This window comes from Pelagerythrobacter marinus (assembly GCF_034375205.1).
GTDB classification, from domain to species: Bacteria; Pseudomonadota; Alphaproteobacteria; order Sphingomonadales; family Sphingomonadaceae; genus Pelagerythrobacter; species Pelagerythrobacter marinus.
Map to the genome: position 1 here is coordinate 2,947,046 of NZ_CP139719.1, position 23,271 is coordinate 2,970,316.

The following is a 23,271-nucleotide window of genomic DNA, read 5'->3' on the forward strand; positions in this document are numbered from 1 at the left end:
CCTCATCCGCGCCGCGCCATTTCGTTCTGGAACCGCCCCGGCATCGCGCGGTCGTAACTGGCCACGGCGGAGGAGGCCTCACGCTGGGCCAGAGGTGTCGTGATCTCCTCGACGCGCGCCTTGAACATGCCGGTGACGTCCTCGATCACCACGCGAAGCGCACGTCCCTCTCCACCATCTTCGTTCGCACCCGGCCGGCGGATTTCCGCGATCTCGCCTCGGCTCACCCGTGCGATCGGGTTGCCGTTCATGGACAGCACGTTGCGATCGACGCCCGGCATGCCGAGGAACTTGAACGACCCGCCGGTGTCGAAGCCCTTGAGGCTGTTGGTCGACCCCGCGCCCACGGAGTTTCCGACGCCGTGCGCCGCACTGCCGGCGCTCGATCCGCCGCCGCCAAAGAGACTGGCGCCGATGCTCAGCAGACTGCCGACGAACCCTCCGCCGCCGCCGCCCTGCTCGCTGTAGAGTACGTCCAGCAGCGCGTCCGCGAACCGGTCTGCCGCGCGCGACATGACGTCCTCGAAGAAGCGGCTGATGAAGTCCTTCAAATCGCCGGTCAGCGCTGCCCGGACGCCAGCGCGGAACGTGTCGCGGAACATGCCCTCCTGCGCCGCTCGGTCCCGCTCCAGCGATTCTCGCATGGCCTGCGCTTGCGCGTCGGCTTCGTTCATGCCGTCGCGACGCAATTGCTCGGCGCGATCGCGTCGGCGCGCTTCTTCCTCGAGCCGGATCGCGCCCTCCCGATCACCCCGGAGCCGCGCAAGCTCGACCTCGTGTGCCAGTTGCTGGTCGGCCGCGCGGCGCGCCGCTTGTTCGGTACGTGCCGTTTCGAGGTCGAGAAGATCCTGCTGTGCCCGCTTCTGCGCCTCGGCCAGCGAGTACTCGAGCTCCTGGTACTCGACGATGCGCTTCTTCAGGAACTGCTGATCCTCCAGCGCCCTGATGTGCTCATGGTCGCCGCGCACTTGGGCCAGTTGCAGATCGATCTCGTCTTCGAACTCGGAACGCGCCCGCTCGCGCGCAACGGCACGTGCCTCATCCAGCTCGAGCATGTCTTTCCCGGCCGCCGTTCGAGCCTGCGCGAGATCGAGGCCCGCGCGCATGTAGCGCTCGACCTTGCCGCGCAGCTGCTGTTCGCGCTCGAGCGTGCGCAGTGTGTCCGCGTCGCCGCGTGCCTGGGCGACCGCGATCTCCTGCTCCAGATCGAGCTCGTCCCGCATGGCTGCGAGCTCCTCGGGCGAGCGCCCCCTCCGCCCACGGCGGTTGCGGCGCCGACTTGATCGGACCGCTTCCTCGGTGGCCTCCCTCTGCTGCAGAAGCCGGGTGTACTCCCGCTGATACTCCTCCGGCGTGATCACCTGGTCGGGATTGTTGAACGCGAACAGCGGGTCGTCCGCATTCTCGACGGTCGATTGGAGCCTCTTGTTGAGCTCAGCCACGCCGCGCTGGAACTCTCCGCGCGCGGCTGCGAGTGGGTCGTTCGCCTCGATCGCTCTTTGCTGCGCCAATGCGATCGCGCCGGCGGCCGACGCTTCCCTCGCCAGCGCGAGCGCGCGCCGGTCGCCCTGCAATTTTTCGCGCAGCTCGCTCTCCCGGCGGCGATCGGCGGCGCTCGGTCCGGCGAAGCTGGGAAGGATGTTCGCGAGGACTCCGTTGCGGCGCCGCTCGAGCCTCTGCAGTTCGCTCGAGTTGGCCGCGATGCGCGTCTCCAGGCTTGCCACGGATTGATCCGCGACAAGGGCCGAACTTCGAAGGAAGTCGCCCTGCGTGGCGATCGCGGCCTTCAGCTCTTGCACGAGCTGGCGCATCGCCGCGCTGGACTGCTCGGCGCTGAGCGTCAGCACGTCCAGTCCGTCCGCGAAGTCGAAGCTCGCATCTTCGGCCGACTTCGCGGCGTCATCGGCCTCGAGCATGCCTTGGACCAGAAAACCGATGATCGTGGCTGCGCCGAATACGGCTGCCCCCCAGGGACCTGAGAGGAAGGTCGCGAAGCGAACCATGCGGCTCTGGGTGCCGCTCTGGTTCTGGCCCATGAGCGCGATCGCGCTCGCCATCTGCCCGCCCTGTTGGGCCGCGATCACCATCGGATTGACGCCCAGTGCCGCCTGCTGGAACACGTCCTGCATCTGGAAGCCGAGCTGCTGATAAGCGGCACTGTGCGCCCGCGCCGAATTCGCCCCCTGGGCATGCGCAGTCGATCTGCCTTTGAGCGCGGCGATCGAGGAGAGAGCCTGCTGCCGCTCCCGTCCGATCGCGGCCGTCATCTCATTGGTCGAGATCGCGCCTTGGGAATGCGCCTGCCGGATATCGGACAGGCGCGCCTGGTACTGGCGGATGGCGGCGAACACCGGATTGAAGCGGGCCCGCATATCGTCGAGCGCCGCAACATGGGCGCGCGCCGATTGGATATGCGCGTCGAAGGCGGAGCCCGAGCCCCGGATGCGACCGATCTCGCGCGTCAGGCGGTCCGCGCTTCCACTCGCGGCCGTCATCGTGCGGCCGAGGGTTTGCGCCTTCGCTTCGGCCTGTCCGATCCCTTGTGTGTATCCGCGATCGTCCGTGCTCAGCGCGAGTACGGCATCGCCCAGGCTCTCAGCCATTGCTCACGCCCTCCTCACCGACCGGTGAGACATCGTTGGCGACGACAAAGCCGATCCCCATGCCCGAAAGCTCGGCCGGGCTGGGCTTCGCGGGCGGTTCGGGTTCATCGCCTCTGGCCGTGCATTCGAGCGCTGCGAGCGCGCGCTGCCGGTCGAGCTGCTTGACGAACCCAGACGCAAGCGCGCCGTCATCGATCCGGTCGAGGCGCTCCTGGGCCCTGAGGCGAGGGAGCATGGCGACATAAGCGCGGACTAACGCGACTGGGGCTTCTCGGAGCCACCAGCCTGGTTGCCCTCCGTAGAAGCGCTGGAGTTCGGGAATGAGCTCCCCCCAATCGACAGGTTCGGCTTGAACCCCATCGGCGCGCCGATCGCGGTCGCTATCGCTGCTACTGCGCCCGCCTTGTGGCCCAGCAGCAGCCCGGTAAAAACCTCGGCCACCTGCCGCTTGTGTGCGCCGGTCAGCTTTGCCTGGACCTCGTCGGGGACGCCGATCATGACCTTGGTCGCCACTTCGGCGAAAATACGGTCGAGCTCGGCCCCGGCCTCTTCGCCGGCATCCGGACTGTCGAGCTTCTCGATCGTCTTGCCCCACACCATGAAGCGATGGCTGTCCTCGATCGACAGCTCCTCCGGTGAGAGAATGTCGTACCTTTTGCGGTCGATCAGGATCGTCGGACGCTTGATCATCGTATCGAGGTCGAGCAGCGGTTCGTCTGAAATTGTGGCTTTGCCCACGAGCGGCTCCTGTCTGAATAGACTGCCGCTATGCCCGTCGCTCGCGCCTCCGCTCGCCCCGGAACGCGTTCCGGGTCACAGGACTGGCTGAATAGAAGAAGGGCCGGCAGCGAGCGAACGCGCTGCCGGCCCTTCCTATGCGATCGTAGCTCGGACCGCAATCAGATCGCGGCCTGGTGCTGCGCGATCAGGCGCCCGAAGCGTTCCGCTTCGCTTGCCGCTTCGAGATCCTCGAGCGCGGCGAACTGCAGCGCGAGGCCGGCCGGGTTGCCCTTGCGATAGACGGGATTGGGATTGCCCGACTGATAGCAGCGCGGCACTTCGTACTGCGCCTGCCACTGCGGCCCATAAGGCGAGGTGCCGCGCGCCAGCAGTGCATGGGTGCGGACTTCGAGGCCCTGCGAAAGTCCCATCGATTTGGTGCCAGGGGTGCCTGCCCCGGCCGCGGTCGTGTTCACCGTCGCGTCGTTCAAGGCCGCGGCATACTGCTCCAGCGTCAGATCCCACAGCGTCACACCGATCATCATGTTCTCTTCGGTGCGCCACGCTTTGACCGCTCCCGTCGTGCCGGCGGGGCGCGCGACCTCGATCGTTTGGCTGTGCTCGACGGTTACGCCGGTGTCGTCGTAGTTCGCCGCACCGTTGGTCCCGACCTTCACCCAGGGCTCCGGCGGCTCCGTACCGAGTGCGGGAAAGACCGTGCCTTCCGGTGCGAAGTAAAGCACGAGCGGCGTGCCGATGATCTCATAAGGCTTCATGATTGCGATCTCCTCTGATCGGTTGCTTCACTCATCGATCGCCACCAGTCCGTGGAGGACCTGGAACGAACGGAACTCGCGCGGCCATTCGGTGCCGGGCTCCCGGCCGGAGCTGGCACCGCCGGCGCTGTTGCAGGAATGGAGCATCGTCCCGGCCCACACGCCTGGCCGCATCCGGCGCAGCTCGAGCGATGTCACCATCATCGCGGTGAATGCCTCGTTGGGCGTCGCCCCATAGGCGAACACGTCGACCCGCAGGGTATCGGCCTCGACGAACGTGCCGCCGGTCAGCGACACGCCGCCACTCGGCCGAATGACGACGGCTTTGCGCGGCATGCTTGCCGCCTCGATGGCCGGGAGTTCGCCGCCGAAGATGCGCTCATTGAGTGCGTTCGCGGCGATGCTCGCATTCGCCTTCAGCATCGCCACGAGCGCGGCGATCGGGTCGGCCACCGTCTCAGGCACGGGCGCCACCCTTATCCTTGGTGAACGCAGCGCGGATGTTGTCGACCAGCGAAGGGTAGTACTCGTCGGCCGCGGGGCGCAGGTAGGGCCGAGCCGGTATGATGATGTCGTGGGGCTTGGTCTTAGGCAATTCTGCAGCCCGCGGATCGCTCCCGCTGACGAACACCGCGAGACCGTCTTCGCCGATATAATAGGCGGTGCCTCCGGGATGCTTAATCGTCCCGCCGAGTTCGTGGATCAGCGCATGCCGCACATCCTGCGAGCCCCAGTGCCCGACCACACCTTGCGCATCCTCGCGCGCATATTCGGCGATGCCGAGCGAGCCCTCGAGCACGCCGGTGCGGTTCTGCCAGGTGTGGTTGGACTTCGCATGCTTCACGCACTGCGACATCGTCGCATTCACGCCGACCTTCTGCGCCCGCCGCATGCGATCGGTGAGCGCCTTCCCCTTCCAGACGAGCGAGGCCGACGACATCAGGTGGCCCTCGCATTGATCGATCGTAGCGCAGGGCGAGCGAGCACAATGTTCTGCAGGGAATGGATGCCGCGGCGAAACTCATCCCGATCATCGGGATGCTCGATTGGCAGCTTCAGGAACATATCCCAGCATTCGCCGAGCGCCACCGCGAGCGCTTCCTCCTGGGCGGTTGCGCCAGCCATCAACCGATCCTCTGCAGTGCGGCTTCAAGGTGCGTGTGCTTGCGCTGCACCGGCCCTTCGACCTTCAGACGGCCGGGGACGAGCAGGTTGCCCTGGCGATCGGTCACCTGCGGAATTTCGTCAGCCTCGCGCACGTCGGCGCCAAGCGCGAACATAGCGCGCATGTCCTCGATCATCGCCGTCTTCGATCCGTCGACGACTTCACGCGAGCTGTTGGACCACACGAAGCACGGCAGCGGATCTCCGATCGGCGCGAAGACGGGCGGCAGCGGATTGCCCCAGTTGTCGTTCTCCGCCACCTGGTTGCGCTCGATCTGCGCGCGCATCGTGAGACGCCCCGCGATCATAGCCGCTCCAGGCGTCGCACGATCGAGCGCACGATCCATTCGATCAGATCTGCCAGCAGGAACGCGACGAGCATGATCGTCCACAGCGGCCACAGCGCGCCGGCCACGATCGCCGCCGGCCTGCGATACCGCGCCCCGACATTCATCATCTCCCGCGTGAGCAGGAATACAAGCGCCGCAACGACGAGCCAGACGATGGGAGCCATCCAGCTCATGCGATCGCCAGCGGAGCTTGCGCGCCGCCTACCCCGGAATGCAGATCGACATCCCTGCCGGCGCGGTGACCGCGGGACCAGTCATCCCAAACCCCGCGGCCCTTCATCGCCGCCGATCGTGAATTGCCTTCGACGAGCCCCGGATGATGCTCCGCGAGATAGCGGCCGACCAGTTCATCCTCTTCCTGCTCAGGCTTCAACGCGGCGATCTTCGAGAAGACCGCCATGGACCATGCCTCGCAGAAGATGTCGGCGCGCTGGCGCTTGCGGCCGGGCCGGCAGCGACGAAGGTGGCTGGCGATGTAATCCTTCCGCGCGGCCTTCAGCCGGCGGAACAGGACCGCGAAGGCATAGGCGGCGATCTCGGGCGCAGGCCCGCGCCCGACATAGGTGCGATCACCGCCAGAATCGATGAACGCCGTGACCCCCAGAGCGCGGCGCACCGCAAAGCACAGGAAGTTCTCCCACTTGGGCGGCTTGATCGTCCGCGAGGCGCGCGCGGTCGCCTCCGCAATCTCCGCCATGGCGAGCTGCGCCTCGTCGACGCCGTGCTCGTCCATTAGCGCGCGCGCCTTAGCCAGCGCGGCCGCCGCTTCGTGCTCGTTGGAGCTGCTCGCCAGGGCGAAGCACTTGCGGATCTTGGCGAGGAGAGACTTGTCGATCATCGACGAGCTCCCTTCGCCTTGCCGCGCAGCCGGCGCCGGCGGCGCTTCGACAGCGGCTTGGGCGGCACGGGCAACAGCTTCGTAGTGCCGCTGCAGATGTCGAACGTCGGGGAGCTCGGCCCGCGCCGGCGCGCGACCGGACGCGAAACCACGCGATCGTCAAAGCCGGCACCGAAAGATACGGCCGCCAACGAGGCCACGGCGTGCAAAAGCCCCCTCATGCCATCACCATCCCGCCCCTCGGCTCGATGCTTGCGAAGATGTTCTCGCGGTCGACCTGGGGGTCGCCCGAGAGCGTGAACTGGTAATCGCCGGCGCGCTCGCTCTTGAGCCCGCCGCGATAGGAGAGATCGAGCTGGATCAGCTTGATCGTCGCCTCGTCGCGCGCCGCCTGGTTGACGATCGGCGTGTAGGTGACGCGCACGAGCGGCGCCCAGAACGTCCGACCATTCGGCCCGCCCAGCATCCGCTGCAGCGTTCGCCCGCCATGCAGCACGCGGTAATCGGCAACGGTCAGCCCGACCTGGCTCGATGCATCACCGGAGTTCGACGGATCGAACTCGACGATCGTCATCTCCTGGGTGATATCGGCAGGCCGATCGAGCCGCAGCGTCCGCCGGTTCCGCGACTGCGGATCGGTCGGATCGCCCAGCTCGAGCGTGAGCGGCCCGGTCGGACCAAGGCGCGCGTCGAGCTCGGCGGCGATCGCGTCGATCATCGCCTGCAGTTCGGCATCGGATAGATCCGTGCCTGTGCGTTCCTTGACCCGGTCGAGCAGCGGCACGGCGCGTTACTCGGCCGGCGCGAGCAGCGCCTTCGCGCTCTCGACCCATTCAGCCCACTTGGGGATGCCGCGCCAGCCATCGAGGCTAGGCGGGCTTTCGGGATCGATTCCGGCCAGCGCGGCGACGCTTCCGATGCCGGCCGCCGAAAGCACTTTGGCCATCCCTTCGCCGATGCCTTTCACCGCGGTGAGCGACGGACCATCGGTCGCATCAGTCTCGGCGCCGGCATCATCCTTGGCGCTGCCGGCATCCTTCTGCTTGTCCGATCCGGCCTGTTTTTCCTTGTTCGCGGGCGCAGCCGTGCTCTTGCTGCCCTTCTTTTCAGGTAGCGCGCCGTCGACCAGGCCGAACATTGCGGCCGCGCTCTGCGGGATCTCGTCGCCAGGGGACGCATAGAGCGTCGCGGCATCCTTGTGGCCCTGCGGTACGACCCGCTTGCGGTCGGCCGTCAGATAGAGCCTCTGAGTGCACTTCATCGTTGGTCTCCTCGGTTACTGCGCCTTCGCCCACAGGACGTGCAGGAAACCGCCCGTCGTATCCGTGGTTGTGTTCTCGATCGTGTTCGCCTTGCCGGCCACGATCGTGAATTCGTCGGTGCGGTCGACGCGCGTCGGCGGCTCGGCGTCGGTGATGTGCTCGACCGACAGCAGCGTATCGCCGTCCGCGATGTTGCCCGGCACCGTATGCTCGCCGATCGCCCCGCCGGGGATCAGCGCGCAGCCGACCGCTTTCGAAAATCCGGAAATCGTTCCCATCGTCTGCTCTCCTGGCTCATCGGAAAGGCGCGGCGCGCCGGCCGCGCCTCTCGGATGAACCGGGGCCGGCGATCACGCCGGCCCCGGCAGAGATCAGGCGAGCAGGTCGACCTCGCAGAAGGCGGCGGGCCGGAACCACGCCAATGCGAAGCGGGTATCGCCGCGCACGGTGCGCTTGCCTTCAGCGAACTGCGTCCCGACGAAGCCAATCTGGATATCCACGCCCTTCTTCTCGAAGAGGCTGACCCACTGGGGCTGGAACGAACCGGTGTAGGCAGCGCCCTGGGCGTCGGCATCCTGCTGCACGACGGGAAGGCCCCACAGACGCTCCGGCCCGGCCTCGGTCGGGCTGCCGAAGATGTAGATCCCGTCCGCGGTGCGCGTCAGGCGGATATCCTGCCAGTCAAGCGGATGCATGACGTGGTGCGTCGGGATCGCGCGGCCGACGAGCCGGATCTTCGTCATGGCCTTGAAGAAGGCGTCCATCGTCGGATCGGCGCCCTTTGCCTGGGTCTGGATGCCGGCGACGTTCTTCAGGCCCCGCAGGTTCGGAGCGAGGCCGTCGCCGACCAGGCACATGCTGTCGAGCTTCTGGCGCAGGCCGAAGGTGAGGCGGCTATCGATGTAGCCCTCCATCATCGGCACGTCCTCGAGCTGCTCGTCGGTGACGGGCACGCTGTCCGTGATCTTCTCGACCGGCGTGCTCTTTTCGGTGAACGCAAATTGGCTCTCCGCGTAGGCTGCACCTTCGGCACGCGCCGCGGCCCCGTGGACGCGGGTGGTCTCCTCCATGTACTTGATCGCCGCCTGCCCGGTGCGGAACATGGGGATGATGTCGAGGAGCTGGATCGGCCGCGTGACCCCTTCGACGAAACCCGGCTGCCGGATGCTCTCGGGCGCGTAGCCCGCGGTACGGCTCATCAGCGCCTTGGTGCCGAGCGTGTCGAACTGAGCGCCCTTGGCGAGCATGTCGGAGGGCCACATCTCGTCGTAGCTGAAGGAGATGCCCCCGCCTGCGCCCTTTTCGGCCCACTGTTGGTAGGACTTCTCCTCCGCAACCGTCTGGCCGAGCGACTTGGCACCGAACTGGCCGCGCTGGTCGCGGTCGGACGCGCCCGGCATCGGCGGCCGGTTGTACGCCTTCTCGCGCATGTTGTAGCCCTTGGCGGCGTACTCGGCCTCCTCGAGCTTCTCCGCATGCTGGGCCAGCTCGTCGGCTTCGCTGTTGAGCGCCTTGACCTTCTCGGCCACGGCAATCGAATCGAGACCTTCGCCCAGGCACTTCACCTGGCGGAAGTCGTAGCCGTCGTCGCTCTTCGCTTCCTCGAAAATCTTGCCCAGCTCGTCCTGCTTGGCGCCGAGCTTTTCGCGCGCCTCCTTCAGCGTCAAATTCTTGATGCTCATCCCGTGTCTCCATTGGGTCGATTTCTCGCCGCCGTATGGAGGGGAGGCACAACGCGCCGCGCCCCGGAACGTGTTCCGGGGCAGCGTGATCTGGGAAGGGAGGATTTCACGTCCGGCGAACCGATCCGGATCGCGCGGCCGCGCCGATGCGATGCCAGGCGTCTAACCCAGCGGGCGCGCCGATGGCAACCGAAACGGCCCGCCTCCGAGGGAAGCGGGCCGGTTGAATTGCCTCAGGAAGCGATTTGAGAGGGACTAAGAAGCGAGTCCGGGTCCATGGCCGCTGGAACCGGGCCTATAACGGCTCCACGGCCCTTACAGGCGATCTGCGGCGCTATTCGACTAGCGGAGCAAGTGCCGCCGCGACAGACCCTTCATGTAGCCCCCATGAGCCGCCTCGATCGCCGCGCGCTCCGCGTCTGGGACATCTGTCGGGATGGCAAGTGACTTGCCCAGGAACGCATGGACCTCCTGCGCCTGCTTGCGCCCGGTCGCCGACAGTTTCGACGGGTCTTCGCCGATCACCGCCGCCATCGTGGCGAGCTCTCCCATCAGTTCGGCGAACCGGCCGTCCTTTAGCGCCGCGCTCTTGATGGCGATCGTGCGCGTTCCCGAGCCCGCGCCACGGATCACCGTCGAGACTTCGTGGACATCGACCTTCTTCAGCACGCGCACCTGGTCACCGCCGCGCCGCTCGAAATCCGCCTCGAGCACGTCGTAGCCGTAGGACCACTCCTGGACGGACTTGCCCGTCTCGATGTCGAACCTGAGCGCGGCATGCCATTCACGGCCCGCCTGCGTTTCGAGGTTGAGGTGCAGTTCGGCCAGCGCCGCGTCGCCATCCTCATAGACACGGGCTTTGCCGAACGGCATCGCCCAGCGATCGTGCGCGGTGAGGAGCTGCGCCCACTGCTCGCCGTTCTTCCACGCGAACGCGCCAGGTGCGTACGTATCGCCGTCGTGGTCGATCGCCGAAAGCGTCGCGAGCCGCGCCAGTCCCTTGCCGGCTTCGTCCATCTCCTCGATGGTCAGGGCCTTGGTAAGCATCAGTCGTTCTCCAGGTCGAAATGGGGCGCGAGGCTCAGCGTCCCGTTGGGATGTTCTGCGTCGGCCATCGCCGCGGCCTCGTCGGCCGACACGATCGAGCCGTTGCGCGCGATATGGCTCTCCAGCGATCGGCCGGGACCAAGGCGCCCGTCGAAGACCATGAACTCTTCCACGCCGGCCGCCGTGCCGGTCTCGATCGTCGAGATGTTCTGCGCGAACTTCGTCTCGGTGCGGGCGATGATCCGCGCGCGCGTCTCCGCCTCGTTCCACACGCCGCCTTCGACGTAGTCAGCGATCCGCGCCGCGAGCTGCTCGACGCCTTCGCCTTCCGCCCGGCCTTCGGCCAGCGCATCGAACACCGCCTGCCGCGTTTGCTTGTCGAGATCCACGAGGCCGGCGCGCCGACCGCCGCTGGCGACGATCGCGCGCATCACTGGATCGGGCAGCGACGTGCCGAGCCCGGCGCGTTCGGCCGCGTCCTGGACGGCTTTGGCGACTTCCAGATAGTGGGCGCCGTAAGCCTGGGTGAGCTCGGCCGCCCAAGCCTCGATTCCCAGCTTCTCAAGGATCGCTGCGAGGAGCTCATCATCGATTGCCTTTGTCGCCGCACAGCGCCGCGCCTTGCCGGTGCCGAGGATCTCGGCCGCGACGCGATGCGTTTCGCCGCGCCACTTGCCGAACAGGGCGAGGAGCGGCTTCTCGAACGCCTTCCGCAGCCCGGCTTCCTGTCGCTGCAGCATCAGCACGTAAGCCTCACCGCGCTTCATCTCCTCCGCGCTCGCGCGTCGGCCGGCGCGATCGTGATCCCCTTCGCCGTGCTTGGCATCCTTGGTTCCGCGCGCCTTCGCACGGCCGGGTTCCGCTTCTTCAGTGGGATCGGCCGGATCGAGCTCGTTGCCGCGGCCGGCCTGGTTGAGCGGCACTTCGATCACCGCGATCGGCCGCAGGTAGTACTTGTGGCTCTCGTCGGCGTCGCGGCCGGTCTCGGTGAGATAGTCGAACAGAGTGATCGCGCCGGCCTTGAACTCGCCCAGCTTGCGCTCGACCTGCTTGTCCTCGTCCTCCGACAGGGCAAGCACGTCGTCCGTGTCCCAATACGCCTCCAGGCGATCGCCATCCGCGAAATCCGGCAGCAGGCTGCGGCCGAGCTCGTCGGCCAGGCTGCGCGCCAGCGGCAGCACGCCGTTGTGCCAGGCGAGCTTGCGCAGCTCCTCCATGGTCGCGCCGACTTTCGTCTGCTGCAGCCCCGCACCGAAACCGACCACGGCCGCCGGCACGCCCAGGCACGCGCACACGCGCTCCTCGGCCACGTCGCGCGCCTCGCTCATGTTCATCTGCTGCGGGTTGAACCCGTAGGGATGAACCTCGGTCGGGGCGCCCATCACCAGCGGCCCGCCGCGCCGATCGCCGCCGAACTGTTCGGTGAACCAGGCCTTCGTCGCGGCGACATCGTCGGGCGTCGGCATCGCGCCGCCCTTCGGGCTGATCACGACGCCGGGCACGCCCATGTTGCGCAGCAGGCTTGAGACGAAGTTGGAGCTTTCGAGATCCGCGAAGATCTCGCGGATAACCCCGTCGATCGGCGAGAGGCCCTTCAGCAGGTTGTGAGGATTGATGCCGTGGCGGAAGTGAACCACGTCCTGGGGCTCGATCCGCATCGCCTGGTAGCCGCCGCCGGGGCTGTACCGATAGTGGTCGAGGAACGCGCCGTCACCGCTATCTGGCCGACGAGGCTCGATCAGCCAATGCGGGATGTACCACAGCTCGACCACGCGGCCTGCGCGGTTGCGGACTTTCAGCCAGTAGGCGTTGCCGTCGATGCAGTAGCTGAGCACGGTGCCGAACCACAGCGCGATATCGCCGTAGAACTCGTTGGGCTTCCGGATCAGCGCCAGCAAGTCGTGATCGTCGAGAGGCTTTACAATGCCGTTCCGCTGCCGCCGCCGCACCGCAAGCCGCGCCTCGGGCAGCGACCGCTGCAACCATTGCACCGGTGCCGTGACGACCGACGCGTCCAGGCAGTCGCCGACCTCGCGGCGATAGTCGAACTTCGTACGGGCCAGCATGCGCGGCGCGATGAACGGCCGCGGGTGGCGGATGGCGGTAAGGGCCTTCTGAAGCCAGCTCATGCGGGTATCCAGTTCTCGTCGATCGAGGCCTTCCGGCCCGATTGGGCTTGGTTCATCGGCCGCCACGGCGCGCCCGTCCCATCCGACGCGGAGTGGACTGCCAGCGCGAGCGCCCAGAAATGGTCGGCGTGGCCGTCAGGCGTCCGCTCCGCCGTGAAGCGGATATTGCCGGCGGCAGTGACTTGCTTGGTGACCGACCGGAGATCCGCGCGGATCGGCCCGCTGTACGGGATGCGCAATTTGCGATCTTCCATTGCCCCGCGCACCGGATAGGCCAGCGCTTCCTTGACCTTGGGTGTGAAGGTGACGAGTTCGACCTTGTACTTGCCGAACTTCGCCTGTGCGTCGTCGCCCCAACCGATGCCGAGACCGGTGTAGTCGATCGCGGTCCGGGCAGCCCGTTCGATCCAAGGCCAGAGCACCTTCTCCTGCTCGGGCTTGCTCATGTTCTTCAGCGCTTCAACGTGGCGCGTGTAGAAGACATCGCCGAGCCGCTCGAGCACCCACAGGACGGTGAGATCGTGCTTCCGGCCGATGTCGATCCCGACGTAGAGCTCCCCGCCTTCATCGAGCTGCCAGGTCGAACCTTCGGGATACTCGCAGGCGGCGATCAGATCGTACTCGAGGAACGCCGCGTCGTCGTCGGCGGGCTGGCACATGTACTCCTGGAGAAAGCTCTCCTCGTCGGCCGCGCCGGACTTCACGAAATCGAAGTACTCGGCCTCCGTCATCTCCTGCCGCTCGTCTTCGCTAGGCAGGTTCTGCTGCAGCTTCCACAGGAAACCCTCGTCCAGCGCCTTCTGCAGGGTGACGGTGTGAAGGCTCAGCCCTTTGGGGTTGCCGCCTTCCTTGGCTTCGCGGACGAGCGTGTTGAAGAAATTGTGCGATCCGCGATGGGTTGAGATCACTTCCATCGAGCCGCCCCAGGTGATGCCCGGATAGGCGATCGTCCAAAGCTTGCGCGGATCGGGGTGCAGGGCGAACTCGTCGAGGATGCGGCTGCCGCGCTTGCCCGCCTGCGCATCGGGATTGGAGCTCATCGAATGGATGCGGCGGCCGTTGCCGAAGCGCAGGACATAGGCGGTCTGCTTCCCAACGTCGTCGAGCACTTGCTCGCCCAGGTCGCGCGCGGCGATGTCCATTGCCGCAGCCCACAATTTGCAGTCCTCGAGGAAAAGGCGCGCCTGGATATCGTCGCGGGAAGACACCCACTGATCGAACCGCGCGTCCTGCACCGCCGTGCGTTTGTCGGCGGCATAGGCGGTGGACCAGGAGATGCCGATCTGACGCGACTTCTCCATGAGCTTGAGGCGCGCGTCGTCCTCGATCCATTCCGTCTGGAACGGAAGGAAGATCGCGCCCGGGTTTGCAGGACGGATGCGCGCGCGGCCCATCAATAGGCCCCGGTGGTCAGCAAAGACGTGATCTTCTTCAGGGTGGCCGGTGCGACGCCGCCCTTGGCCCCCGCTTCCTCGACCGCCTCCGCCGCCTTCTTGAGCCGCTCTTCCGCCTCGCTCTCCAGCTTCTTGCGGTACTCGGCCGAACCCTTCTGCGCGCTCACCGCGCTTTGCACGGCGCGCGACAGCTCCATGATCTCCTTCGGCTTGAGCTCGCCCGCCTCGAGCACCTGGAAGGTCGCGAGCTTGAGCATTTCGGCAACCGCGACGGTAACCTGGTCGGGACCGTCCGTGCCGAGGCTCGATACGAGCTCGGCCGACATGCGCTGCACTTCGTCGAGCCGGCGGAACTGGATCGCCTTGCGCACCGCATAGCGGTTCCAGGCAGACTTGCTGATCGGCTCGATCCCCTTGTCGGCGAGCCGCAGGTTGAACTCCTCGAGGATAGCGTTCTGCGGCAGCTTGCGCTCGCGGAGCTGCTCCAGCGCCCAGACGATATCGGGTTCGGCGTCTTCGGGCAGAAGGTCGATTGTCGACAGCCGCCCGCGGCCCTCACGGCGATCTTTCGGCCGGCGCGCCATCTCACTGCGCCTCGCGCGGCCGCGTGATCCCGACGATCAGGCCGCGCTCCTGCAGGTGATCGAGGCCGGCCGGCAGGATATGCGCGATCCGCACCGTGTCGCCCTTGACCTCGATCGCGCCCAGCTCGGCCAGCTTGTGGAGCTGGGTCGCCACCCACTCGCGGCTGCGGTTCACGCCGTAGCGCATCTCCAGCATGCTCCTGAGCGAGATCTCGTTGAGATGGCCGTCGACCTGCGCCGCCAGCTCCTTCAGCATGAACAGCCGTGCGTCTTCGGTCAGGCGATCGTGCGCGCCGGACAGATCGTGGCCCAGGCTCACTTCTCCATCCCCCGCCTGACGATGTGGTCGTAGAGCCGGTCGACCTGCCGGCTCACCGCCGCGATCTGGACTTCACGAGCGGCACCGGACTGGTTGAGGAGCGAGAGCGACGCGAGCACCTTGTCGATCTTGTCGTCCTGTCTGGCGAGCTTCTCCTCCAGTCGCTCGATGTCTTCCTTCTTCGCCGATCGCTGGTCGATCTCTTCGACACGCTGGCCAAGCTCACCGACCTGAGTCGCGACCCTCTTCAGCTCGCCGTCCATGCGGGACACCCGCCGATCGAGCCCGCCTGTTCCGACGGGGTTCGCGCCGCCGGTCTTCCAGATCGCCACGCCGATCCCGGCGAGAATGAAGACGACGATCGCCGCCTCGAGATAGTTGCCGAACACTGTCAGTCCTTTCCCTTCGGCGAGATGCCGATCGTCGCCCGCGCCTTCGCGAATGCGTCGCGCGCAAAATCCTTCACCTGGTCCCCGAAGACCTCGAGGAGCGAGTAGCCGGAGAATCCCATCCCGATCGCGACGATGAAGGCGAACAGCCAACCGGGCCGCGATTCGATGATCCAGAGCTCGGCCGTGATCAGCATGATCGCGGTCACCAGCAGCTTGAGCGGCCATCCGAGCTCCGCCTCGCTGCGCCGCGCAAAGGGCCGCGCGAGCAAGATGCCCAGCGCGCCAAGCACACACGTCACGATCGGCACAGGCAGACCGCCCAAATGGATCAGGAACAGATCTCCAAGCCGCGGCGCCGGCGGCTCGACCGTCGCCGTGACGGCGAGCGCCGGCAGCCATCCCGAAAGGAACTTGGTGAACGAGAGAGGAGCGTCGAACATCAACGCGACCCCCGTTCATGCGCGGCCTGGCAATCGACGCAGCGCGTGGCGGAGGGCAGTGCCGCGCGCCGAGCGATCTCGATAGGATCGCCGCAGGCACGGCAGAACTCGTCGCCCTTCAGCGTCAGTTCCTCGCGGATGCGCTTGATCGCCAGTTCGCGGCGGCGCTCATCGAACTCGCTGGCGGCTTCCAGCAGCCGCTCATTCCCCTCGTTCATCACGCCCCCCACCGGCGTTCGTGTCGATCGCGGCTTGCGCGAGCACCCAGTCGATCAAGGCGTCGAGCTGGAGCGCCTGCTCCGTCGCGATCAGCGCATCGCTCGCCGTCAGCTCTCCTGCGCGCTCGGCGCCGGCGGCAGGAAGTCGGTCTTCACCGGCCGCTTGATCAACTCGGCCGGCGGCTGCGCCGGCGCTGGACAGATCAGGCTCTCCGGTACGGCGGGGATCGGCTGTGGATCGGGATTGCGTGCGCAGCTCGAGAGCAGCAGCGCGGCGGCGAGCATGGGCAAGGCGAGCTTGAAAGTCATCGACGATTTCCTTGGTTGCGGCGTCCTGTTCGGCCTTCACGCGATCGGCGTTCGCCTGGGCGTCCTGCTGCGCCTGGCGCGCGGCCGCGCGGTAGTTGGCGATGGTCCGGGCGTGGGCGTATTGCGACACGGCTAGGTCGCGCTTCCCGTCGTCGCGCTGGTCGCGCAGGCGCGGGTCGATCACGAACTGATGCGCGGCCACATGGGCTGCGAGCAGCACGAGGAGCGCGGCAGCAGGGTGGTCGAGCAGCCACTTGCCCAGGGACACAAATCCCCTGCCGATTGCGGTGAGCCAGGTCATCGGCCGAGCTCGTCTGCGCGATTGAGCCAACCGCGCAGGAAGCGCTTCTGGTCGGGATAGCGGCGGACGATCGCACGATAGCGGTCGCGCACCTCCTCGCGGAAGGCCTCGACGAAAGCCTCCATGCCCCCGAGACGATCGATCGTCAGAACTCTATCCAGAGCACGCCGGGTTTCGGGGCCAATCTTCGCGTCGACCTCGATCATGGAATAGCCGGCGCGCGCCAGGCACGCGTTGATCGCGCGCTGCAGCAGCTTGCGCGCCGCCTTGGCGCCGCCGTTGACGGCCTGGTCGAACAGCATCTCGCCGATCGGCTCGGGGAAGCTCTCGCAGTCGAGCGCGGCCCAAAAGAACCGGTGGTAGAGGTAGCCGGCCTGGTCGACCGTGATCAGGCGAACATCGCGCCCATCGATGTCGCCGTCCATGTCCAGGTCGTAGTCGGCGTAGCCGTCGCCGTTCTCGTCGAACGCGCCCTCGGTGGCGAGGAAGCGGAGCGAGATGCCGTACTTGGTCGCACCGCCCCGATCGACCGGATCGTCGACGAACGATCCCTCGATCCCGAGCAGCCTGGCATAGGCGCGCACGAAGCGGCGCGATCCGCGCACTACGATCTCAGGTTCGTTGTCTGATTGTTCCCGGTCCATGGGACCGTGTAATGGGGCGCGGAGGCCGCCCGCTCGCCCCGGAACGCGTTCCGGGGCGGAGATGTCATCAGATCAGGCGGGGTTGCCGTGCATCGCGCTCGCGGGACAGTCGCCGCCTCTTGCGCACGCCGCGCCCCGTGTATCCGGTGGCCAGCGCAATGTCACGCTCACTCCGGCCGGCCGCAATCATGCGGTCGACCTTCTGCCGCGTCTTGGCCGCATAGCCGCTCGGCCCGGACGGCATGTCCAGGCGAATGCCGCCGACGCCCAAGGTGAGCCGATCGGCGATCGCCAACGCCGCCTTGTGCCCGACGAGGCGGCTCATCCAATGGTCGGCGTCGGGTACTGGCGGGATATAGACCTGCGTACCGCCCACGGCCTCCGCGATCGCCACGGCGGCCTCTTCGCCGGCGACGTTGGCGATTTGGGCGAGCACGCCGGGGAGATCGGGAGGGGTTCGCTCAGGCCGGCTCATGTCCGCCTCGCGCAAGGCTGTGCGCTTTCTGGCCGATCGTCGCGTCCGTGAGCACCGTGGTCACTCTCTCGCCGCGCACGACGAAGGTCAGCCCGTCGACGGTCACGAGATAGTCGCTCGTGCTCACCGCCCGCGCGGCCGAATGCGCGCGGGTCAACGAGGCCGCGATCTGCGCCCGCAGTTCCTCGACATCGCATCCGCCCCCGCGATCGAGAAAGCGCACGAGCGCATGATCGGTGATGTCCGGCGCGCTCAATGCTCCCTCCCATGGTCGGCGATCGGCAGGGCAGTTTCGCAAACCGCGCACTCGGCCATCGTCCGCCCCACCTGCCAGTGCGTGCGACCGCAACCGGGACAGGGATTGCTTTCGCCCGGACGATAGACCGCATGGTTGCCTCGGCGGCGCAACGCTAAGGGATCGGGGCGTCGATCGAAATCGAACAGGACCGCCACCGACGCCAGACGGGGGGCGCTCATTGTTCGGCCCCTTGCGGAGCGTGATCGCGCAGCGACTTGCCCAGCGCGGCCGCGAGCTGCGCATAGCTCTCGATCGACATCGGGCCATCCGCGCCGAGTTCGATGCCGCAGAGACGGAACGCCGCCTGGTTGAGCGTCCAGTTCGGATCGGCGACCCCGGCATTGCGCAGCTTGGCCAGGATGACTTCGCACAGGTGCACCTGGAGCTGCAGCGGTGTGAGCTTCTTGCCGTTGGTCGGATCGGTCTGCCGCCATCCGTGACGCGTCGCCATCGCCTTCAGCGCCTCGATCAGCCGGTAGGCGTCAGACTGCCGCGCCCAGATCAGCTTCTCGCATCCGACCTGCCGTTTGGCGAAAGCTTCGAGAGCCTGCTCCGAAGGGTTTTTCACGGCGCCGAGATGGTGGAGCGAGATCCACAGCGCCCGCGCCTTGCGCGCCATCGGATGCTGCGCGACGCCTCGGCCGCCGGCCTTCGGGATCGGCTTGAAGCCGAGCTGTTTCAGGCGTCCCACCATCGCATCGAGCTGCGCGTCGGAGCACTCCTTCAAGCTCGTCTTGCCTGTCTCTTCGAACAGCACCTGGCGATAGTCGTCCTCGACCATCCCGATTTGCTGACGGCCGATGTTGATCTTGGCGAGCATCGCCCGTCGGTGCTGGGTGGCCCGATCGAACTGCGCCGGGCGCGCGTAGCTAGTCGCAGGCATCAGAATGCCCTCCTTGGTTCGCGTGGTAGAAAGCGGCGAATTGCTCGCAGTGCCGCGCGAAGGTCGCGTCGCGGCGGCACAGGTCGATCGCCTTGTTCTGCAGGTGGATGATGGTTGTGTGGTCGCGCCCGCCGAGCCAGCGTCCGATCAGCGGGTAGCTCACCGCACGGTGGGTCCGCTTGATCCAGACGAACAGTGCGCGCGCGACAACCAATGGAGCTTGCCGTCTGTGCGATTCCAGGGCGAGGCGGTCGACGTTGAGCCGGACCTCGACATAGTCAAAGGCCAGCTCCCTGATGACTGCCTTGGGAGCGGTTGAAAGGTCCATTTCAGCCCTCCGCCATCACGGCGATCGAGTAGATCGCGCCCCAGAACAGGACAGTGAAGGCCATGACGATCAGGCCGTCGCGCAGGGCCGCTCCCTCTCCGCGGAGAAGGTCGAAATCGCGCTTCGCCCGGCGGATCACGCTGCGCATGACGGCGCCCTCCGCATGGCTGTATCTACAAGCCAATGGGCGACCTCATCGGAGGTCAACTCATGGCCTATTGCGCGCGTCTCGCCTTTGCCCCAGCGGCCCGTGGGACACACGACCATCGACGCGAGCCGGAACTCCGCGCACTTCGGCCGCGCCTCCCGCAGCAGGATCGATGCCGTCCATCCATTGGGAAAGTTGAACCGGATGCGCGGAGCCAAGGTGTCCGGGCACAGGTCGGCTTCGAAGGGCGCGATCATGCCGTCACCCGGCGCGTGGAGAGCTGCGCCCACGCGTCCTGCAGGTGTTGATCCTTCAGCGTCTCGCCATCCGCCGAGGCGAGCATCGATGCCAGTTCGAGCGCCATCGTCGCGCCGCGTAGGCCGCCCGGCAGCGTCACGATCTTGCGGAGGAAATCCACTTCCGCCTTGCCGTGGACGTTCCACGCCAGGGCCAGCGCATCGGCATCCCCGCGCAGGGCCGTTGTACGCAGCAGCGGCATGCTGACCCGGCTGAAGAGCTGAGCGAACGCCGCGCTGCGCGTACCGCCCGTGAGGCGCTGCATGACGCCGACGTTGCCGAACAGGGCGATGCCCACACCGGTCGCGTCATGCCAGCTGCGAACCTCCTCGATCGCTTTCTCGGAGAGATGCTGAGCCTCATCGATGATGATCAGCGGATTCTTCTGATCGCGCACCCGCTCTCGGATACGGCGCGACAGCTTCTGCGGCGTGCCCACGGCGTCGCGCTCGCCGAGCGCTTCGAGCACTTCCTGCTGCATGTTGTTCACGCCCGCGGTGCTTGGGCTCATCGTCGCGAGGTAGACGTTGGAAAAGCACTCGGCGTAGTGCCGCGCCGTCGTCGTTTTGCCGAGCCCGGCGTTCATGGCAGCGACGACGATGCGCCCGCGCTGGGCCCATTTCAGCAACTGCTCGAGCTGAGCGCTCGTCTCGGTCTGGAAATAGCTCGGGATCTCCGGCGCCTCGACGTCGATCTGTGCCTGCTCCGCCAGCATCTGGCGATACCGGTAGATCTTCTCCGCGAGCGACTTCTCGTCGCCGCGATAGCCGCGATCGCTGCCGAACTGGCTCAGCGTGCCCTGCGGTATGTTGATGCGCTTCGCCAGTTCGGCCCAGCTCGCGCCGGTCGCCTTGCGATGCTCGATCAGCCAGTTGCGCTGCTCTTCGATCTCGATCTGCTGTGCTTTGGGGTCGTTCATGCTACCGGTTCTCCTGTTTCACTCACTCAGTGGGACAGGCGCGTGGGGGCGGTTTCCTAGGCGGCCCCCACGCGCCGCTTCATTCGCCGCCCGTCGCGATGCGAAGGGCGCCGAAAAGTCGGGATTCTCTCTCGTGTTCGTCGATCGCGGCCTTGCGCGCCGCCACGCGCGCTTCGCGTGCGGCGCCGGCTGTGTTCTTCGTGTGGACCAGGCGCAGCGCTCCCGGCTGCGGCGTCGGGATCTCCACAGCGTCCGGCTGCAGCGCAGCGAGCTCCTCCGCGCTGAGCAGCCGCTCGGCCTCGAGACCATCGCGCATGCGTTTGCGTGCATCGGCAACCCGCTTCTGGGTGGCCTTCGCGCCCTCGACGTCCAGGAAGCCGAGTGCTTCGATGTTCTCGGCCGATGTCAGATACCGCCCGTCCTGGGCGTAGAGGTGGATCTGCGAATGCAGGTTGTCCGGATCGAACCGCACCGTGACGAGGTCGCCGGCAAGGCGCGCGCACTCGACCGACCAGTAGCGATTGCCGAACAGCTCGACTTCGCCCGTCTGGCGGTTCACTCGCTTCTGCTCGGCCGCGAGCAGCGCCATGCGCAGTTGTTCATCGCTCGCCTTGCCGATCGGCGCGCTCGCGTAGCTTTCGGCAAACACCTCGTCGAAGCTGCGCCCACGATAGTCACGCCCGCGACGGCCCAGCTTCGCGTTGTGATCGGCCACGCCGCGATTGACGTGCGCGACGAACGCGTCCCACGGCATGGCGCGTTCGCCATAGTTGTGCGGCTTGTTCGTCGGGCTGTTGCCGGTGTACGCGCCCTCTGTCGCAGGATGGCGCGAGATTGTGTCGCAGAGGTCGCGGAAGGCGCGCTCGATCGGCTTCGACTGGCCGCGATAGGGCAGCGCCCAGTGGATCTGGATGCCGAACGCCGTGAGGAGACCGGTCGGCTCCTCCGGCTTGATCTTGAACCGGAAGCGGCTCACCGCGCCGCCGGTCAGCCACTTGCTCGCGAAGCCGCGCCCGTTGTCGAGCAGTGCGTGATGGGGGATGCCCCAGTCGCGAAACAGATCCGCGAACGCGAGCCGGGCCAGGGCGGCGCTCTCGGTTTCGCCGATGCGCCAGGCGAGCACCTTGCTGCTACGAATGTCCTGAATCGCGACCATCATGGGCCGGATCGGCTTGCCGCCGCCGGGCGGCGTCACGAACACGTCGAACTTGTGGCCGTCGACGTTGACGAGCTCCATGGCGTGGAGATCGTCGACCGTGCGCCGCTGGGACGGGATGGCACGGCGGAACGCTTCTGGCCCCTTGCGCCGATACTCGACGATGTGCGGATCTACCTCGCGTTCGAAGCGCCGGCGGAAGGTGCGCTCGCTCGGCATCGGCAACCCACGTTCAGCCGCGATCTTGGCGGTGCGGGCGTAGCAGCTCGTCAGTGTCGGTTCGGAAGGGCGGAGATAGTCGCTCTTGAAGATGAGCCAGAGTTCCTCATCCATCTCCGCCGCCTTTCCGCCGCCCGTACGACGCGGCGCCAACGCGGGCAGACGGTTCGTGGGTGCGATGCCCTCGACGGCTCCCAGCCACGACCACAGCGTCGACTGGCCGACCGCGTGCCGCCCCGAGACCTCCGCGATCGCGGCGCTCTTCGTCAGGCCAGCCCCGATCAGAAGCTCGATCTCCTCGACGATGACCAGGCGGCGCTCCGCGTCCTGACGGACCTTCGCGCTTTGCGCAGCAAACCACTCCCACGTTGGGCCCTTGGCCTTCTCGTCGGCTTCGGAATCGGCATCCGAGGCGTTGAGAATGCCGCGCTGGGCCAGCTCGAGCTGGGCCGCACCGGGCAGCAGGGAGAAATGAAACTCGACCCCGCCGCCACGCCCGGCGCGCGGCCGCACGAGCAGTTCACCCTCGGCGTTGGTTCGCGTGTTCCACCGCTCTTCGCGGACGCGGCGCGTGATCGACCGCTTGTCACCGGGAAGTCCCGGCAACCCCAGCTCCGCGAGCTCGGCGGCCGAGAACCACTCCTGCCGATCGACCCCCTGCACTGGTACGACCCCCCGTTTGCTCATGCTTTGTCCGATCCCCTGATGAGCGGGGCCGAGGCGCGGAGCTTTCGCTCCTCTTCCTGCAGCTCCCTCATCTGCTGTTTGATGTGGCCCAGGCGGGCCGTCAGAATCTCATCGCCGACCAGCAGCGAACCGCCGATCTCGCGCAGGATTGCGTCGAGCAGATCGTGCCGCTTCGTCACCGCGACCAGCGCGAGCAGACGGCTGAAAATCACCTTGTGCTGATCGCGCGCCGGGCTCGCGTAGGCGTCGAGCATCGATCGGCTGACTTCCTCGCCCAGGAGAACGCTCATCTCGGCCGCGATGACCTCGCGCGAGCGTCCGTCGCTGTTGAGGATCGTCCCGACCATGCTGGAGATGCGCTTCTCCAGCCCCGCAAGCGCAGCCTCGCCAGTCGCGACGCGCGGCGTTTCGAACAGGAAGCCGAGTTGATCGGGATGCGCCTTCGCCTTAGGCATCGGGTTGCTCCCAACCGCTGCAGGCCGGCGAGCGCAGGACGATGTCGGTAGCGCTCCCCCGCGTCCAGTTGACGAGCCCACACTTCCAGTAGCGCTTGCTGCAGTCGTGAGGCGTCGCATGACGACAGGTGCGGCAGGTCTCGCCGTGCGGGCCTGTGCCGGGCGGGAACGCATAGCCGCGCTTCGCCTTCATCTTCGGCGTATTCGGACGACCGCGTAGGGGCGCGTCGAGGG

Annotated in this window: 32 protein-coding genes; all 32 read right to left on the reverse strand. The window is 66.8% G+C overall.

Annotation, left to right across the window (positions count from 1 at the left end; genetic code table 11):
- Positions 1–2: 2 nt before the first annotated feature.
- On the reverse strand, positions 3–2,603 hold the full coding sequence (locus tag T8T98_RS14340; RefSeq protein ID WP_322295707.1) for a coiled-coil domain-containing protein: 2,601 nt from the start codon (positions 2,601–2,603) through the stop codon (positions 3–5).
- The gene (locus T8T98_RS14345) at positions 2,596–2,838 is read right to left on the reverse strand and encodes a hypothetical protein (protein ID WP_322295708.1); all 243 of its coding nucleotides are present in this window, start codon (positions 2,836–2,838) and stop codon (positions 2,596–2,598) included. Before T8T98_RS14345 ends, T8T98_RS14340 begins: the two co-directional genes overlap by 8 nt.
- Positions 2,839–2,855: 17 nt before the next feature.
- The gene (locus T8T98_RS14350; protein ID WP_322295709.1) at positions 2,856–3,341 is read right to left on the reverse strand and encodes a hypothetical protein; all 486 of its coding nucleotides are present in this window, start codon (positions 3,339–3,341) and stop codon (positions 2,856–2,858) included.
- 161 nt (positions 3,342–3,502) lie between these two features.
- Positions 3,503–4,099, reverse strand: coding sequence for a hypothetical protein (locus T8T98_RS14355; protein ID WP_322295710.1), 597 nt, complete (start codon positions 4,097–4,099; stop codon positions 3,503–3,505).
- 27 nt (positions 4,100–4,126) lie between these two features.
- A complete protein-coding gene (locus T8T98_RS14360; protein WP_322295711.1) occupies positions 4,127–4,552 on the reverse strand; it encodes a hypothetical protein in 426 nt (141 codons plus the stop codon).
- Positions 4,553–4,556: 4 nt separating this feature from the next.
- Positions 4,557–5,039: a hypothetical protein gene (locus tag T8T98_RS14365; protein ID WP_322295712.1), complete on the reverse strand. Its 483-nt coding sequence runs from the start codon at positions 5,037–5,039 to the stop codon at positions 4,557–4,559.
- Complete coding sequence (locus T8T98_RS14370) at positions 5,039–5,224, reverse strand: hypothetical protein (protein ID WP_322295713.1); 186 nt, start codon at positions 5,222–5,224, stop codon at positions 5,039–5,041. The genes T8T98_RS14365 and T8T98_RS14370 overlap by 1 nt, the downstream gene beginning before the upstream one ends.
- Positions 5,224–5,550 carry a hypothetical protein gene (locus tag T8T98_RS14375; protein WP_322295714.1) on the reverse strand — a complete coding sequence of 109 codons (327 nt, stop codon included), beginning with the start codon at positions 5,548–5,550 and terminating at the stop codon, positions 5,224–5,226. The genes T8T98_RS14370 and T8T98_RS14375 overlap by 1 nt, the downstream gene beginning before the upstream one ends.
- Positions 5,551–5,567: 17 nt before the next feature.
- The gene (locus T8T98_RS14380; protein WP_322295715.1) at positions 5,568–5,786 is read right to left on the reverse strand and encodes a hypothetical protein; all 219 of its coding nucleotides are present in this window, start codon (positions 5,784–5,786) and stop codon (positions 5,568–5,570) included.
- Positions 5,783–6,451 carry a DUF2786 domain-containing protein gene (locus tag T8T98_RS14385; protein WP_322295716.1) on the reverse strand — a complete coding sequence of 223 codons (669 nt, stop codon included), beginning with the start codon at positions 6,449–6,451 and terminating at the stop codon, positions 5,783–5,785. Before T8T98_RS14385 ends, T8T98_RS14380 begins: the two co-directional genes overlap by 4 nt.
- A gap of 217 nt (positions 6,452–6,668) precedes the next feature.
- On the reverse strand, positions 6,669–7,235 hold the full coding sequence (locus tag T8T98_RS14390) for a hypothetical protein (RefSeq protein WP_322295717.1): 567 nt from the start codon (positions 7,233–7,235) through the stop codon (positions 6,669–6,671).
- A gap of 6 nt (positions 7,236–7,241) precedes the next feature.
- Positions 7,242–7,712, reverse strand: coding sequence for a hypothetical protein (locus tag T8T98_RS14395; RefSeq protein ID WP_322295718.1), 471 nt, complete (start codon positions 7,710–7,712; stop codon positions 7,242–7,244).
- A gap of 15 nt (positions 7,713–7,727) precedes the next feature.
- Positions 7,728–7,991, reverse strand: coding sequence for a hypothetical protein (locus tag T8T98_RS14400; RefSeq protein ID WP_322295719.1), 264 nt, complete (start codon positions 7,989–7,991; stop codon positions 7,728–7,730).
- A gap of 93 nt (positions 7,992–8,084) precedes the next feature.
- Positions 8,085–9,395, reverse strand: coding sequence for a phage major capsid protein (locus tag T8T98_RS14405; RefSeq protein ID WP_322295720.1), 1,311 nt, complete (start codon positions 9,393–9,395; stop codon positions 8,085–8,087).
- A 342-nt stretch (positions 9,396–9,737) separates the two neighbouring features.
- Entirely contained in the window at positions 9,738–10,442 is a 705-nt protein-coding gene (locus T8T98_RS14410) for an HK97 family phage prohead protease (RefSeq protein ID WP_322295721.1), read from the reverse strand.
- Positions 10,442–12,571, reverse strand: a complete 2,130-nt coding sequence (locus tag T8T98_RS14415) for a phage portal protein (protein WP_322295722.1) — start codon at positions 12,569–12,571, stop codon at positions 10,442–10,444. The genes T8T98_RS14410 and T8T98_RS14415 overlap by 1 nt, the downstream gene beginning before the upstream one ends.
- Positions 12,568–13,965, reverse strand: coding sequence for a phage terminase large subunit family protein (locus tag T8T98_RS14420; protein ID WP_322295723.1), 1,398 nt, complete (start codon positions 13,963–13,965; stop codon positions 12,568–12,570). Before T8T98_RS14420 ends, T8T98_RS14415 begins: the two co-directional genes overlap by 4 nt.
- Positions 13,965–14,549 (reverse strand): phage protein Gp27 family protein, encoded by a 585-nt coding sequence (locus tag T8T98_RS14425; protein WP_322295724.1) that lies wholly within the window; start codon positions 14,547–14,549, stop codon positions 13,965–13,967. The genes T8T98_RS14420 and T8T98_RS14425 overlap by 1 nt, the downstream gene beginning before the upstream one ends.
- 1 nt (position 14,550) lies before the next feature.
- The gene (locus T8T98_RS14430; protein WP_322295725.1) at positions 14,551–14,868 is read right to left on the reverse strand and encodes a VpaChn25_0724 family phage protein; all 318 of its coding nucleotides are present in this window, start codon (positions 14,866–14,868) and stop codon (positions 14,551–14,553) included.
- Positions 14,865–15,257, reverse strand: coding sequence for a hypothetical protein (locus tag T8T98_RS14435; RefSeq protein WP_322295726.1), 393 nt, complete (start codon positions 15,255–15,257; stop codon positions 14,865–14,867). The genes T8T98_RS14430 and T8T98_RS14435 overlap by 4 nt, the downstream gene beginning before the upstream one ends.
- A gap of 2 nt (positions 15,258–15,259) precedes the next feature.
- On the reverse strand, positions 15,260–15,703 hold the full coding sequence (locus T8T98_RS14440) for a hypothetical protein (protein ID WP_322295727.1): 444 nt from the start codon (positions 15,701–15,703) through the stop codon (positions 15,260–15,262).
- Positions 15,700–15,918, reverse strand: a complete 219-nt coding sequence (locus tag T8T98_RS14445) for a TraR/DksA C4-type zinc finger protein (RefSeq protein ID WP_322295728.1) — start codon at positions 15,916–15,918, stop codon at positions 15,700–15,702. Before T8T98_RS14445 ends, T8T98_RS14440 begins: the two co-directional genes overlap by 4 nt.
- Entirely contained in the window at positions 15,902–16,528 is a 627-nt protein-coding gene (locus tag T8T98_RS14450; protein ID WP_322295729.1) for a hypothetical protein, read from the reverse strand. Before T8T98_RS14450 ends, T8T98_RS14445 begins: the two co-directional genes overlap by 17 nt.
- Positions 16,525–17,133, reverse strand: coding sequence for a glycoside hydrolase family 108 protein (locus T8T98_RS14455; RefSeq protein WP_322295730.1), 609 nt, complete (start codon positions 17,131–17,133; stop codon positions 16,525–16,527). Before T8T98_RS14455 ends, T8T98_RS14450 begins: the two co-directional genes overlap by 4 nt.
- Positions 17,134–17,239: 106 nt before the next feature.
- Positions 17,240–17,608 carry a hypothetical protein gene (locus tag T8T98_RS14460; protein WP_322295731.1) on the reverse strand — a complete coding sequence of 123 codons (369 nt, stop codon included), beginning with the start codon at positions 17,606–17,608 and terminating at the stop codon, positions 17,240–17,242.
- Between the two features lie 25 nt (positions 17,609–17,633).
- Positions 17,634–17,903 (reverse strand): hypothetical protein, encoded by a 270-nt coding sequence (locus T8T98_RS14465; RefSeq protein ID WP_322295732.1) that lies wholly within the window; start codon positions 17,901–17,903, stop codon positions 17,634–17,636.
- A 217-nt stretch (positions 17,904–18,120) separates the two neighbouring features.
- Complete coding sequence (locus tag T8T98_RS14470; protein WP_322295733.1) at positions 18,121–18,765, reverse strand: gp16 family protein; 645 nt, start codon at positions 18,763–18,765, stop codon at positions 18,121–18,123.
- 49 nt (positions 18,766–18,814) lie between these two features.
- Positions 18,815–19,156 (reverse strand): helix-turn-helix domain-containing protein, encoded by a 342-nt coding sequence (locus tag T8T98_RS14475; RefSeq protein WP_322295734.1) that lies wholly within the window; start codon positions 19,154–19,156, stop codon positions 18,815–18,817.
- 1 nt (position 19,157) lies between these two features.
- Positions 19,158–19,304 (reverse strand): hypothetical protein, encoded by a 147-nt coding sequence (locus T8T98_RS14480; protein WP_322295735.1) that lies wholly within the window; start codon positions 19,302–19,304, stop codon positions 19,158–19,160.
- A 253-nt stretch (positions 19,305–19,557) separates the two neighbouring features.
- Complete coding sequence (locus tag T8T98_RS14485; protein WP_322295736.1) at positions 19,558–20,520, reverse strand: AAA family ATPase; 963 nt, start codon at positions 20,518–20,520, stop codon at positions 19,558–19,560.
- Positions 20,521–20,599: 79 nt separating this feature from the next.
- Positions 20,600–22,558, reverse strand: coding sequence for a transposase domain-containing protein (locus tag T8T98_RS14490; RefSeq protein ID WP_322295737.1), 1,959 nt, complete (start codon positions 22,556–22,558; stop codon positions 20,600–20,602).
- A 20-nt stretch (positions 22,559–22,578) separates the two neighbouring features.
- On the reverse strand, positions 22,579–23,037 hold the full coding sequence (locus T8T98_RS14495; RefSeq protein ID WP_322295738.1) for a hypothetical protein: 459 nt from the start codon (positions 23,035–23,037) through the stop codon (positions 22,579–22,581).
- Positions 23,038–23,271: the final 234 nt, after the last annotated feature.